The 14,036-nt window shown below is 72.1% G+C and carries 10 protein-coding genes; 6 read left to right on the top strand and 4 right to left on the bottom strand.

Features of this window, described 5'->3' with window-relative positions:
* Positions 1-313 precede the first annotated feature (313 nt).
* From AB0E88_RS19525 to glgB, 4 genes are all read left to right on the top strand, one after another.
* On the top strand, positions 314-2,407 hold the full coding sequence (locus AB0E88_RS19525) for a maltotransferase domain-containing protein (RefSeq protein ID WP_361631878.1): 2,094 nt from the start codon (positions 314-316) through the stop codon (positions 2,405-2,407).
* Positions 2,404-4,107 carry a maltose alpha-D-glucosyltransferase gene (treS, locus tag AB0E88_RS19520; RefSeq protein WP_361631876.1) on the top strand — a complete coding sequence of 568 codons (1,704 nt, stop codon included), beginning with the start codon at positions 2,404-2,406 and terminating at the stop codon, positions 4,105-4,107. Before AB0E88_RS19525 ends, treS begins: the two co-directional genes overlap by 4 nt.
* 109 nt (positions 4,108-4,216) lie before the next feature.
* Entirely contained in the window at positions 4,217-5,629 is a 1,413-nt protein-coding gene (locus AB0E88_RS19515; RefSeq protein WP_361631874.1) for a maltokinase, read from the top strand.
* Between the two features lie 44 nt (positions 5,630-5,673).
* The gene (glgB, locus tag AB0E88_RS19510) at positions 5,674-8,064 is read left to right on the top strand and encodes a 1,4-alpha-glucan branching enzyme (protein WP_361631872.1); all 2,391 of its coding nucleotides are present in this window, start codon (positions 5,674-5,676) and stop codon (positions 8,062-8,064) included.
* Between the two features lie 243 nt (positions 8,065-8,307).
* On the opposite strand, the gene AB0E88_RS19505 is transcribed toward glgB, so the two are convergent.
* The 4 genes from AB0E88_RS19505 to AB0E88_RS19490 form a co-directional block, all read right to left on the bottom strand.
* On the bottom strand, positions 8,308-10,587 hold the full coding sequence (locus AB0E88_RS19505; protein WP_361631912.1) for a UvrD-helicase domain-containing protein: 2,280 nt from the start codon (positions 10,585-10,587) through the stop codon (positions 8,308-8,310).
* 126 nt (positions 10,588-10,713) lie between these two features.
* Positions 10,714-11,046 carry a thioredoxin gene (gene trxA / locus AB0E88_RS19500; RefSeq protein ID WP_361631870.1) on the bottom strand — a complete coding sequence of 111 codons (333 nt, stop codon included), beginning with the start codon at positions 11,044-11,046 and terminating at the stop codon, positions 10,714-10,716.
* Positions 11,043-11,471 carry a MerR family transcriptional regulator gene (locus AB0E88_RS19495; RefSeq protein WP_361631868.1) on the bottom strand — a complete coding sequence of 143 codons (429 nt, stop codon included), beginning with the start codon at positions 11,469-11,471 and terminating at the stop codon, positions 11,043-11,045. Before AB0E88_RS19495 ends, trxA begins: the two co-directional genes overlap by 4 nt.
* A 29-nt stretch (positions 11,472-11,500) precedes the next feature.
* Positions 11,501-11,953: an Lrp/AsnC family transcriptional regulator gene (locus AB0E88_RS19490; RefSeq protein ID WP_361631866.1), complete on the bottom strand. Its 453-nt coding sequence runs from the start codon at positions 11,951-11,953 to the stop codon at positions 11,501-11,503.
* Between the two features lie 172 nt (positions 11,954-12,125).
* Between AB0E88_RS19490 and AB0E88_RS19485 the strand changes: the two genes are divergently transcribed.
* The gene (locus AB0E88_RS19485) at positions 12,126-13,028 is read left to right on the top strand and encodes an NAD-dependent epimerase/dehydratase family protein (RefSeq protein ID WP_361631864.1); all 903 of its coding nucleotides are present in this window, start codon (positions 12,126-12,128) and stop codon (positions 13,026-13,028) included.
* Between the two features lies 1 nt (position 13,029).
* Positions 13,030-13,929 carry an aldo/keto reductase gene (locus tag AB0E88_RS19480; RefSeq protein ID WP_361631862.1) on the top strand — a complete coding sequence of 300 codons (900 nt, stop codon included), beginning with the start codon at positions 13,030-13,032 and terminating at the stop codon, positions 13,927-13,929.
* Positions 13,930-14,036 lie beyond the last annotated feature (107 nt).

Raw genomic sequence — 14,036 nt, 5'->3', positions numbered from 1 at the left:
CTGCCGCCGGCACACCGGGATGTGCCGGCTCGTCCCTTACGACGGTACCGGCGCGGGTGCCCGCCTCGCCGGGGACCGGGCCCGCAGACCCCCGTTCGGCCTGAATCGACCCGGTGTGTGGACACCCGGCTGGAAACGATCCGGTCTTGTGCGTAGACATACGCGTGAGTAGTTAACAAAGTGCCGGATTGCCCACCAGAAGAGTGTGGGAAGGCTCCTCCGGTAGTTACCGGGGTACCCCTCTTGGCACAACTGCAGACCAGACCTCCCCACAGCCATCCGCCCACCCACGTTGTCGCGGACAGGAGCGGTCATGCCCGCCACGCACCACTCGTCAGCACCCCCGACCCAGAGCACCGCCGCACCCCCGAAGTCACCCCCGGACGCGGCCGCGCGCAGCGCCCCGCCCGCGGCGGCCGCGCCGGCCACGGCCGTGGGCCGGATACCCGTCCTGGACGTCCGCCCGGTCGTCCAGCGCGGCCGCCGTCCGGCCAAGGCGGTGACCGGCGAGTCGTTCGAGATCTCGGCCACCGTGTTCCGTGAGGGCCATGACGCCGTCGCCGCCAATGTCGTCCTCAGGGACCCCGAGGGCCGCGCGGGCCCCTGGACGCCGATGCGGGAGCTGGCGCCCGGCACGGACCGCTGGGGGGCCACGGTGACCGCCGGGGCGCCCGGCAGGTGGACGTACACCGTGGAGGCGTGGAGCGACCCCGTCAGCACCTGGCGCCACCACGCGAAGATCAAGATCCCGGCCGGCATGGACACCGAGCTGGTCCTCGAGGAGGGCGCACGGCTGTACGAGCGGGCCGCCGGGCCGCTGAGCGGCGAGCAGCGGGACGTCCTGCTGGAGGCCGTCGACGCCCTGCGCGACGAGGCCCGGCCCTCCGCCTCCCGGCTGGCCGCCGCGCTGACGCCTGAGGTGGACGCGGTGCTGGCCGCGCACCCGCTGCGCGACCTGGTCACCGCCTCCGATCCGCTGCCGCTGCTGGTGGAGCGGGAGCGGGCGCTGTTCGGGTCCTGGTACGAGTTCTTCCCGCGCTCGGAGGGCACGCCGGAGCAGCCGCACGGCACCTTCCGCACCGCCGCCCGGCGGCTGCCGAAGATCGCCGCGATGGGCTTCGACGTCGTCTATCTGCCGCCGATCCATCCGATCGGCACGACCTTCCGCAAGGGGAAGAACAACACCCTGACCGCCGAGCCGGACGACGTGGGCGTGCCCTGGGCGATCGGTTCACCGGAGGGCGGGCACGACACGGTCCACCCCCGGCTGGGGACGATCGAGGACTTCGACTGGTTCGTGGAGCAGGCGCGCTCGCACGGTCTGGAGATCGCGTTGGACTTCGCGCTCCAGTGCTCCCCCGATCATCCGTGGGTGCAGAAACACCCGGAGTGGTTCCACCACCGGCCCGACGGGACGATCGCCTACGCCGAGAACCCGCCGAAGAAGTACCAGGACATCTTCCCGATCGCCTTCGACGCCGACATGGACGGCCTGGTGGCCGAGACCCTCAGGGTGCTGCGGTACTGGATGGACCACGGGGTGCGGATCTTCCGTGTCGACAACCCGCACACCAAGCCGGTGGTCTTCTGGGAGCGGGTGATCGACGACATCAACGCCTCCGACCCGGACGTGATCTTCCTGGCCGAGGCGTTCACCCGCCCCGCGATGATGCACACCCTGGCCCAGATCGGTTTCCAGCAGTCGTACACGTACTTCACCTGGCGCAACAGCAAGCAGGAGCTGACGGAGTACCTCACGGAGCTGTCCGGCGAGGCCGCGACCTACATGCGGCCGAACTTCTTCGCCAACACCCCGGACATCCTGCACGCCTACCTCCAGCACGGCGGACGGCCCGCCTTCGAGGTCCGCGCGGTGCTGGCCGCGACCCTCTCCCCCACCTGGGGCATCTACTCCGGCTACGAGCTGTGCGAGAACACCCCGCTGAAGCCGGGCAGCGAGGAGTACCTCAACTCGGAGAAGTACCAGCTCAGGCCGCGTGACTGGGAGGCCGCCGAGCGCGAGGGCCGCACCATCGCCCCGCTGATCACCCGCCTGAACGACATCCGGCGCCGCAGCCCGGCCCTCAGGCAGCTGCGCGACGTGCACTTCCACCACGCCGACCAGGACGCGGTCATCGCGTACTCCAAGCGCAGCGGTTCGAACACGGTTCTGGTGGTGGCGAACCTCGATCCCCACCACACCCAGGAGGCCACGGTCTCGTTGGACATGCCGCAACTCGGCCTGGACTGGCACGAGATGACGCTGGTGCGCGATGAGCTCACCGGCGAGACCTATCACTGGGGCAGGGCCAACTACGTGCGACTCGAACCGGGCCTGAGGCCCGCGCATGTCTTCACCGTCCTGCGACCGTCCATCCCGCAGACCGGAGGGTCACCCACAAAATGATCGTCAACGAACCCGTCCCGGACAAGTTCGAGGACACCCCGGCCAAGGACCGGGACCCCGACTGGTTCAAGCGCGCCGTCTTCTACGAGGTCCTCGTCCGCTCCTTCCAGGACAGCAACGGCGACGGCGTCGGCGACCTCAAGGGACTCACCGCCAAACTCGACTATCTCCAGTGGCTGGGCGTCGACTGCCTGTGGCTGCCGCCCTTCTTCAAGTCGCCGCTGCGGGACGGCGGCTACGACGTCGCCGACTACACCTCGGTACTGCCCGAGTTCGGCGACCTGGCGGACTTCGTGGAGTTCGTCGACGCCGCCCACCAGCGCGGCATGCGCGTGATCATCGACTTCGTCATGAACCACACCAGCGACCAGCACCCGTGGTTCCAGGAGTCGCGCAACAACCCCGACGGGCCCTACGGCGACTACTACATGTGGGCCGACGACGACAAGCAGTACCAGGACGCGCGGATCATCTTCGTCGACACCGAGGTGTCGAACTGGACCTTCGATCCGGTGCGCAAGCAGTACTTCTTCCACCGGTTCTTCTCCCACCAGCCGGACCTCAACTACGAGAACCCGGCGGTGCAGGAGGAGATGATCTCCGCGCTGCGGTTCTGGCTGGACCTCGGCATCGACGGTTTCCGGCTGGACGCGGTGCCGTACCTGTACGCGGAGGAGGGCACGAACTGCGAGAACCTGCCCGCCACGCACGAGTTCCTGAAGCGGGTGCGCAAGGAGATCGACGCCCAGTACCCGGACACGGTGATCCTCGCGGAGGCCAACCAGTGGCCGGAGGACGTCGTGGACTACTTCGGCGACTTCGAGTCCGGGGGCGACGAGTGCCACATGGCCTTCCACTTCCCGGTCATGCCGCGCATCTTCATGGCCGTGCGCCGCGAGTCCCGCTACCCGGTCTCCGAGATCCTCGCGAAGACCCCGCCGATCCCGTCCGGCTGCCAGTGGGGCATCTTCCTGCGCAACCACGACGAGCTGACGCTCGAGATGGTCACCGACGAAGAGCGCGACTACATGTACGCGGAGTACGCCAAGGACCCGCGGATGCGGGCCAACATCGGCATCCGCCGCCGGCTCGCGCCCCTGCTGGACAACGACCGCAACCAGATCGAGCTGTTCACCGCGCTGCTGCTGTCCCTGCCGGGCTCGCCGATCCTGTACTACGGCGACGAGATCGGCATGGGCGACAACATCTGGCTCGGTGACCGCGACAGCGTGCGCACGCCGATGCAGTGGACCCCGGACCGCAACGCCGGCTTCTCCTCCAGCGACCCCGGGCGGCTGTTCCTGCCCACGATCATGGACCCGGTCTACGGGTACCAGGTCACCAACGTCGAGGCGTCCATGGCGTCGCCGTCGTCGCTGCTGCACTGGACCCGCCGGATGATCGAGATCCGCAAGCAGAACACCGCCTTCGGGCTGGGGTCCTACGCGGAGCTGCCGTCGTCGAACCCGGCGGTGCTGGCGTTCCTGCGCGAGTACGAGGACGACCTGGTGCTGTGCGTGCACAACTTCTCGCGCTTCGCCCAGCCCACCGAGCTGGACCTGCAGAGGTTCGAGGGACGCCACCCGGTCGAGCTGTTCGGCGGGGTGCGCTTTCCGGCCATCGGGGAGCTGCCGTACTTGCTCACGCTCGCAGGCCACGGCTTCTACTGGTTCCGGCTCCGCAAGGACGGCGGGGCCTAGACGCCGCGCGGACAACCTGGGGCGGGGCGGTTTCCACCGTCCCGCCCGGGGCACGCAAGAGTAAGCCCCCCGCCCCCACCCCCGCCCCCCGGGGAAAGGACGTGACGCCATGGCGGAAACGGTCACCGTCTCGGGTACCACCACCCCCGGCCTGCTCGCGTCACTGGATCCGCTGTTGCGCGAGTGGCTGCCGAGGCAGCGCTGGTTCGCGGGGAAGGGCCGCCCGGTCACCGGCTTCTCGCTGGTGGCGGCCACCGAGCTGCTCCCGGCGTCGGGCCGGCTGGGCCTGTACCACCTGCTGGTACGCGCCCACCAGCCGCACACCCTGGGCGCCGCCGACACCCACCCCGGGGACTGCTACCAGCTGCTCATAGGCGCGCGCGAGGCGCTGCCGCCCCGGCTGGCGCCCGCGCTGATAGGTCATGTCACCGACGGCCCGCTCACCGGGCGCACGGTGTACGACGCCCTGTACGACCCCCGGCCCGCCGATGTGCTCCTGGAGGCCCTGCGCTCCCAGGCCCGCATCGGCGGGCTGCGTTTCGAGCGGGTTCCGCAGCCGGAGATACGGCCCGGCCTGGTGCCCCGGGTGATGACGGCCGAGCAGTCGAACTCGTCGGTCGTCTACGGCGACACGTTCATCCTGAAAGTGCTGCGCCGGGTCGTCCCCGGCGTCAACCCCGATCTGGAGCTGCCGCTGGCCCTGGCCCGGGAGGGCTGCGCCCGGGTGCCCGCGCCGGTGGCGTGGATCGAGGCGGACCCCCAGGACACGACGGACCAGGCCGGCGAGCCGTACGTCCTCGGTGTGCTCCAGCCCTTCGTGCAGGGCGCGGCCGACGGCTGGGAGCTGGCGCTGCGGCAGCTGGCCAAGGGCGAGGACTTCGCCGCCGAGGCGCGCGAGCTGGGGCGCGCCACCGCCGAGGTGCACATGGCGCTGGCCCGCGCGCTGCCGACCGTCACGCTCGGTCACGCGCAGCTGGAGCCGCTGGTCCACGGCATGATCGAGCGGCTGGACAGCGCCGTACAGCAGGTGCCGGTGCTCGGCCCGTACGCGCCGGGGCTGCGGACCGCTTTCGAGGCGCTGGCGGACCTGGCCGCCGAGGGGCACACCTGGACCGCGCAGCGCGCGCACGGCGACCTGCACCTGGGGCAGTGCCTGCGCTCCCCCGCCGGGGACTGGGCCCTGATCGACTTCGAGGGGGAGCCGGCCCGGCCGCTGGCCGAGCGGCTGATGCCGCAGCCGGTGGTGCGGGACGTGGCGGGCATGCTGCGCTCCTTCGACTACGCCGCGCACTCGGCGAAGACGCCGGCACCGCAGTGGGCGCGCACCTGCCGCGCCGCGTACTGCACCGGATACGCCGAGGCGAGCGGCTTCGACCCGCGCACCGACCCCGTCCTGCTGCGCGCCTACGAGACCGACAAGGCGATCTACGAGGTCGTCTACGAGGCCCGGCACCGCCCCGACTGGCTGCCGGTGCCGATGGCGGCGATCGAGCAGCTCGCCGCCGTGCCCGACCCGAGCTGACCGGCCCGCCGTCCGACCGACGTCCCCTTCCAGGAGGCTCCCCCGTGACCCCCCGTCGACAGTCCAGCGGTTCGGATCCGAAGAAGGCCAAGAAGGCCGCCAAGAAGACGGCGGCCGAGAAGGCGGTGAAGAAGACGGCCCCGGCCGAGGAGACCGCGCGGCAGACGGCCCCGGCCGAGTCGGCGCCCCCGGAGGCGGCCGCGGTGACGCCCGCCCCGCCCGGCCCCGAGGTCACCGTCCCCGTCCCCCTCGCTCCCGCTCTGGACGACGGCGACCGTGAGCGGCTGCTGGCCGGGACGCACCACGACCCGCACGCGGTGCTCGGCGCCCGTCCGGCGGCGGGCGGCGTTCTCGTGCGGGCGCTGCGGCCCTACGCCCTGTCGGTGACCGTGGTCGCCGACGGGGTGCGCGCGGAGCTGCACCCGGACGGGGACGGCTTCTTCTCGGGCCTGCTGCCGCTGCGGGAGGTCCCGGCGTACCGGCTGCTGGTGGCGTACCGCGACACCGTCCTGGACACCGAGGACGCCTACGCCTTCCTGCCCACGCTCGGCGACCTGGACCTGCATCTGATCGGCGAGGGACGGCACGAGCAGCTGTGGGAGGTGCTCGGCGCGCACCCGATGACGCTCCGGGGCGTGGCCGGCACCCGCTTCTCGGTGTGGGCGCCGAACGCGCGCGGCGTGCGGGTGGCCGGCACGTTCAACTACTGGGACGGCACCGCCTTCCCGATGCGCTCCCTGGGCTCCACCGGGGTGTGGGAGCTGTTCGTGCCCGGCGTCGGCGAGGGTGAGCTGTACAAGTTCGAGATCACCCGGCCGGACGGCTCGAAGACGCTGCGGGCGGATCCGCTGGCCCGGCGCACGCAGGTCCCGCCGGAGACGGCGTCGATCATCACGTCCTCGGACTACGAGTGGAACGACGAGGAGTGGCTGGCGCGCCGGCCTGAGGTGCCCGCGCACGAGGGCCCGTTCTCGCTGTACGAGGTCCACCTGGCGTCCTGGCGGCCGGGGCTGACGTACCGTGAACTCGCCGAGCAGCTCCCGGCGTACGTCAAGGACCTGGGGTTCACGCACGTGGAGCTGATGCCCGTCGCCGAGCACCCCTTCGGCGGCTCGTGGGGCTACCAGGTCACCGGCTTCTACGCGCCGACGGCCCGGCTCGGCACCCCGGACGACTTCAGGTACCTGGTGGACAAGCTGCACCAGGCCGGCATCGGCGTGATCATGGACTGGGTGCCGGCGCACTTCCCGCGCGACGAGTGGGCGCTCGCGGAGTTCGACGGGCGGCCGCTGTACGAGCACTCCGACCCGCTGCGGGCGGCCCACCCGGACTGGGGGACGCTGGAGTTCGACTTCGGCCGCAACGAGGTGCGCAACTTCCTGGTGGCCAACGCGGTGTACTGGTGCGAGGAGTTCCACATCGACGGCCTGCGCGTGGACGCCGTCGCCTCGATGCTCTACCTGGACTACTCGCGCGAGTCGGGCCAGTGGACGCCGAACCAGTACGGCGGCCGGGAGAACCTGGACGCGGTGGCGTTCCTGCAGGAGATGAACGCGACCGTGTACCGGCGGGTGCCGGGCGTGGTGACCGTCGCCGAGGAGTCCACGGCCTGGGACGGGGTCACCCGGGCCACGCACCACAAGGGCCCGAGCGGCTTCGGCGGCCTCGGCTTCGGGCTGAAGTGGAACATGGGCTGGATGCACGACTCGCTGCAGTACGTGAGCCACGACCCGATCCATCGCCGGTACCACCACCACGAGATGACGTTCTCGATGGTGTACGCGTACAGCGAGAACTACGTGCTGCCCATCTCGCACGACGAGGTGGTGCACGGCAAGCGGTCGCTGGTGTCGAAGATGCCGGGCGACTGGTGGCAGCAGCGCGCCAACCTGCGCGCCTACCTGGCCTACATGTGGGCCCACCCGGGCAAGCAGCTGCTGTTCATGGGCCAGGAGTTCGCGCAGGGCTCGGAGTGGTCCGAGGTGCGCGGCCCGGACTGGTGGCTGCTCGACCCGTCCTACGGCGCCGAGCCCGACCACCGGGGCGTGCTGGACCTGGTCCGCGACCTGAACGCCCGCTACCGGGCCACCCCGGCGCTGTGGCAGCGGGACATCCACCCCGACGGCTTCCAGTGGATCGTCGGCGACGCCGCCGAGGACAACGTCTTCGCCTTCCTGCGCTACGACGCCGACGGCAGCCCCCTGCTCGCGGTGTCCAACTTCGCCCCCGTGGTCCGCCCCGACTACCGCCTCGGCGTGCCCGACGACGTCCCCGCCTGGCACGAGGTGATCAACACGGACGCGGCCCGCTACGGCGGCAGCGACGTCACCGGCCCCGACCCGGTCAAGCCGGAGCCGCAGGGCTGCCACGGCCGCCCCGCGAGCATCCGGCTCACCCTGCCCCCGCTGGCGACGGTGTGGCTGCGGCCTGCCTGAGCGGCGGCCGGCCCGCCCGGGCGCCGGGCGGGGCGGCGGCGGCCTCCCGGCCGGCGGACTCCGGCCTGCGGGCCGCCGACCCGGTCACGCGGCCGCCCGCCTCGGGCGAGCGGCCGGGTGGGACGCTCCCGTCGGTGCCTGCCGCCGTTCACGGCCCTGCGGTGGGCGCATGGCCGGGCGCGCGCCCGTGGCAGAGCCCCGCCGGGGCCCGGCCCGAACGGACGGGGCCCGGCCGGGTGGTTCTCACCGGGCCGCTTCGGCCATGCCCTGCGGCAGCTCGCCGGTGTGCAGGACGCCGAGGCGCTGGGTGGCGCGGGTGAGGGCGACGTACAGGTCGCTCGTGCCGTAGTGGCCGGGCTCGACGACCAGGACGGAGTCGAACTCCAGGCCCTTGGCCTGGCGCGGGTCGAGCAGGACGACTCGGCGCGTCAGGTCGGGCTCGGCGCCCGCCGTCACGCCGTCCAGCCGGGCGGCGAGGCGGCGGTGCAGCTCGCGCGGCGCGATGACGGCGAGCCTGCCCTCCTCGGGGGTGAGTTCGGCGACGGCCTTCTCGACCGCGCCGGGCAGGTCGTCGGTGCCGCGCACCCAGGGCCGTACGCCGGTGGAGCGCACGGACTGCGGGGGCTCGAAGCCGGGGTGTCCGGCCCGTACGACCGCCGCCGCCAGCTCCATGATCTCCGCCGGGGTGCGGTAGTTGACGCCGAGGCGGGTGTGCTCCCAGCGGTCCTCGACGTAGGGCGCGAGGATGCCTTCCCAGGAGCCGACGCCGGCCGCCTCGGCGGTCTGCACCGGGTCGCCGACCAGGGTCATCGAACGGGTCGGGCTGCGGCGCATCAGCAGCCGCCACGCCATCGGCGACAGCTCCTGCGCCTCGTCGACGATGATGTGCCCGAACGCCCAGGTGCGGTCGGCCGCGGCGCGCTCGGCGGCGGAGCGGTGGTCGGCCTCCTCCTGGCGTTCGGCGAAGCGTTCGGCGTCGATGATGTCGTGCGCGGACAGCACCTCGGACGACTCCGGATCGTCCTCCTCCTTGTCCTCGAACTCGTACGTCCGGGAGGCGTAGGAGACGTCGAGGACGCCCTGCGCGTAGGCGATCTGCGTCTCGCGGTCCCGCTCGGCGCGGGCGCGCTCGCGCCGGTCGTCCTGGCCGAGAAGTTCGGCGGCCTCGTCCAGCAGGGGCACGTCGGCGGCGGTCCAGGCCCGGGTGACCGGGCGGCGGATCGCGGCCGCGTCCTCGTCGTCGAGGTAGCCCTCGGGTTCGGCGAGGAAGTCGGCGACCAGGCGCTGCGGGGTGAGCACCGGCCACAGCTGGTCGACGGCCGCCCAGACCTCGGGGTTCTCGGCGAGCTCGTCGCGGATCTGCGTGATGTCGCTCGGATCCAGCAGGCTGGAGCCGTCGTAGGGGTCGGTGCCGACACGCTCGGCGTACAGCTCGGTGAGGGTGTTGAGGATGTGGCCCTCGAAGTACTCGCGGGCGGCGTTGTGCGGCAGCTTGGCGGCGCGGGTCTTCTCCCGGGCGACGTTCACCAGGCCGTCGTCGAGCATGAGGACCTCGCGGTCGTGCTCGATCGCGATGACCGGGTCGGGCAGCGCCTGCCGGTCGCGTACGACGGCGGCGAGCACGTCGGCCATCTCGGCGCGGCCCTTCACCGCGGCCGCCTCGGGGGTGTCCGTGGCCGTCACCCGCACGCCCGGGAACAGCTCGCCGACCGTGGCGAGCAGCACCCCGGTCTCACCGAGGGAGGGCAGGACCTCCCCGATGTAGCCGAGGAAGGCCGGGTTCGGGCCGACGATGAGCACGGCCCGCTTGGCGAGCAGCTCGCGGTGCTCGTAGAGGAGGTAGGCGGCGCGGTGCAGGGCGACGGCAGTCTTGCCGGTGCCGGGGCCGCCCTCGACGACCAGCACCCCGCGGTGGGGCGCCCGGATGATCTCGTCCTGCTCGGCCTGGATGGTCTGCACGATGTCGCTCATCCGGCCGGTGCGCGCGGAGTTCAGCGCGGCCAGCAGCACGGCGTCACCGGTGGGGTCCTCGTGGCCGGTGCGCTCCTGGTCCCTCACGTCGAGGAACTCGTCGTGCAGACCGGTGACGTCGCGCCCCTCGGTGGCGATGTGCCGGCGGCGGCGCAGGCCCATCGGGGTGTGCCCGGTGGCCACGTAGAACGGCCGGGCCACCTCGGCACGCCAGTCGATCAGGACCGGGGTGCGCTCGGTGTCGTTCTCGCGCAGCCCGATCCGGCCGATGTGGTGGCCGGTGCCGTCGGTGAAGTCGATGCGGCCGAAGCACAGTGAGCCGTCCACCGCGTTCAGCGCGGCGAGCAGCCCCGAGCGTTCGGCGACGAGGATGTCCCGCTCCAGGCGGGCCTGCATGGGCTTGTCGCCCTGCGCGAGCGCGTCCTGGACGGCGGTCTCGGTGTCGCCGCGCAGCGCGTCCACGCGCGCGTACAACCCGTCGATGAATTCCTGCTCGTGCCGCAATTCATCGTCCGGAAATTCGGTGTTTGACAATTCCGCTCCCGCCCGGATATACTGTGCTCACTTAAGCTTCTTCGTGACCCCTCGCAAGGGAAGTCGCGAATGAACAAATATAGCGAAAGAAATCCCCCGAGCACAATTGCTCGGGGGATTTCTCGCATCCGGGGCGCGGGACGCTCAGAGCACGTCGTCGAGCTCCTGGAGCAGGCGCCGCTTGGGCCGGGCGCCCACCATCGACTTCACCGGCTCACCGCCGCGGAAGACCATCAGCGTGGGCGTGGCCATCACGGCGTACCGGATCGTCGTCTCGGGGTTGCGGTCCACGTCGATCTGCACGATCTTGATCCGGTCGCCCTCCTCGGCGGCGATGGCGCCGAGCACCGGAGCGAGCTGCCGGCACGGCCCGCACCACTCGGCCGTGAACTGCACCAGCACCGGCAGGTCCGCCCCCAGCACCTCGGCCGCGAAATCCGCGTCCGTCACCTCTCGCACGTTGTCCGTCCTGATCATTTCTGCTGCCCTCCCAGCTCGCACCGCGGTTCCGGACCGCCCGGAACCAGCGACTCGGCGGCCAGCTCGCCGAGCGCCTGCTCGGCCCGTGCGAGCTGCGCCGCGACGCTCGCCCGCACCCCGCTCAGCTCGCCGATCAGCGCGTCCAGCTCGGCCAGCTTGCGCCGGTAGACCGCGACCGACGCCGGGCACGAGTCGCCCTCGGGGTGCCCGGCGCGCAGGCACTCCACGAACGGCCGGGTCTCCTCGAGTTCGAACCCGAAGTCCTGCAGCGTCCGGATCTGCTCCAGCAGCCGCAGGTCGTGGTCGTCGTAGCTGCGGTGCCCGTGCTCGTCCCGGCGTGCGGGCAGCAGCCCCCGCGCCTCGTAGTACCGCAGCGTGCGCGTGGTGGTCCCGGCCCGTGCGGCCAGCTCGCCGATTCGCATGCCTGCGACCGTACGCCTTGACGCCGACGTCAAGGCAAGCGCGGCAGGAGCGGCTTGTGCGCCACCGGGGAGGACAGCACGATCGAGGTGGTGGTCCGCCCGAGGGCCGAGATCTGCGCCAGTACCTCCTCCAGATGGCCGGTGTCCTCCACGGCGGCCTTCAGGATCCAGCAGTCCTCGCCGACGACGTGGTGCGCCTCGGTGATCTCCGGGCGGGCGGTCAGTTCCAGGGTCCTCGGGTGGGTGAGGGTGTAGCCGCCGTGCGGGTCGACCCGGATGAAGGCCTGGATGCCGTAGCCGAGGCGGGCGGGGGCGACGCGGGCGCCGTAGCCGGTGACGACCCCGGCCGCCTCCAGCCGCCGTACCCGTTCGGTCACCGCCGCCGGGCTCAGCCGGACCCGTCGGCCCAGCTCGCTGAGCTTGATCCGGCCGTCGGTCTGGAGCAGGTCGAGGATCTGCCGGTCCAGTGCGTCCAGGGTCACCGAGGTTTCGCTGGCGGCGGCGCGAAGATGCCGAGGTTCTTTCGGTGCGGCAGCCGGAACTCCCACGGTTCCCCCTTCAGTACGGACTCGAGTGCCGAAAGAATTATGGGCGTTGATCCACTGCTCGCTCCACCCTTTGCTCCACTCTTTGCTCCAGTCCGAGGGGGACGGAATGCGTGAGGTTCTGGTCGTCGGCGGGAACCGCTATTTCGGCAAGCGGCTCATCGAGCGGCTGCTGGCCGCCGGGGACCGCGTGACGGTGCTCAACCGGGGTTCCTCCCCACCGCCGCCGGGCGCCCGCCATGTCGTCGCCGACCGCGACGACGAGACGGCCCTGCGGGCGGCGCTGGGCGCGGCGCACTTCGACGCCGTCGTCGACCAGGTCTGCTACACGCCGCGCCAGGCGGAGACCGCGCGCCGCGTGTTCACGGGCCGCACCGGCCGGTACGTGCTGACGTCGACGGTCGAGGTGTACGAGTACGAGGACTCCGTCGCGCCCGTGCGGGAGGACGCCGTCGATCCGCGCACCGTGGCCGTGGACCTCGCACTCCCCTGGGACGACGCGGCGTTCGCGGAGTCCCGCTACGGCGAGGGCAAGCGGCAGGCGGAGGCGGTGTTCGCGGCGTCGCAGGACCTGCCGTGGACGTCGGTGCGGGTGGCCCATGTGCTGGGCGGCGCCGACGACTTCACCGGCCGGCTCACGCACTACGCGGACCGGATCGCGGCGGGCGAGCCGATCGCGGTGCCGCCGGTCGAGCACCCGGCGACGTACATCCATGTCGAGGAGATCGCCGACTTCCTGTTCTGGGCGGTGGGCCGGGACTTCACGGGTCCGGTCAACGCGGCCTCGCACGGGCTGCTGAGCACGCGGGACCTGTGTGCGGCGGTGGCGGAGCACCTGCCCCAGGGCACGACCGTGTTCCGGCCGGTGGAGGTCGGCCAGGTCTCCCCCTTCGCCTTCTCCCGTTTCTACGGCATGGACAACTCCCGGGCCGTCCGGCTCGGTTTCCCCTTCTCACACGTACGGCAGTGGCTGCCGCACGCGGTCGCCGAGACCCTCGGAAAGGACGCCTGACATGCGGATGCGACAGCTCGGTGAGCTGAAGGTGAGCGCGGTCGGACTCGGCGCGATGCCGCTGTCCCTCGAGGGCCGCCCCGAGGAGGCGCGCGCCGTGGCCACGGTGCACGCGGCGCTGGACGCGGGCGTGAGCCTGATCGACACCGCGGACTCCTACCACCTGCCCGGTGCGGCACCCGGCCACAACGAGCTGCTGGTGGCGCGGGCGCTGGCGGCCTACGGCGGCGACACCTCCGGCGTCCTGGTGGCGACGAAGGGCGGCCGGGGCCGGCCGGCCGACGGCAGCTGGACGGTCGACGGCTCGCCGCGCCACCTGCGGTCCGCGGCCGAGGCGTCCCTGCGGCGGCTGGGCGTCGAGGCGATCGGCCTGTACCAGCTGCACAAGCCGGACCGCGCCGTCCCGTTCGCCGAGTCGGTGGGCGTGCTGCGCGAGCTGCTCGACGAGGGGAAGATCCGGCTGGCCGGGGTCTCCAACGTCACCGCCGGGCAGATCCGCGAGGCCCGCGCGATCCTCGGCGAGCGGCTGGTGTCGGTACAGAACCGCTACTCCCCCGCCGTGCGCGACAGCGAACCGGAGCTGCGGCTCTGCGCCGAGCTGGGCCTGGCGTTCCTGCCGTGGAGCCCGCTCGGCGGCATCACCCGCAGCTCGCTGGACGGGCCGTCCCGGCTGGAGGGCGGGCAGCGCTTCGCCGCGTTCCACGACGTGGCCCGGGAGCGGGGGGTCAGCCCCCAGCAGGTCTGCCTGGCGTGGCTGCTGGCCCGCTCCCCGTCCGTCGTCCCGATCCCGGGCGCGAGCCGCCCCCAGACCATCCAGGACTCGGCGGCCGCCGCGGACCTGTCCCTGAGCGAGAAGGAACTGAGCGCACTGGAGGCGTCCACGACCGGCGAACGGGGGTGAGCCGCAGGGGGCCCCTCCTCCCGGGCCCGGGCGCCGGGGGGCATCGCCTGCCGGCGCCCGGGCCCGGTGCCGTCCCGTCGGTGGGCACGGGGAAACCCCTATGCTGC

Source organism: Streptomyces sp. NPDC028635, from assembly GCF_040637635.1.
GTDB lineage: Bacteria > Actinomycetota > Actinomycetes > Streptomycetales > Streptomycetaceae > Streptomyces.
This window is presented reverse-complemented; position numbering and strand designations above follow the sequence as displayed.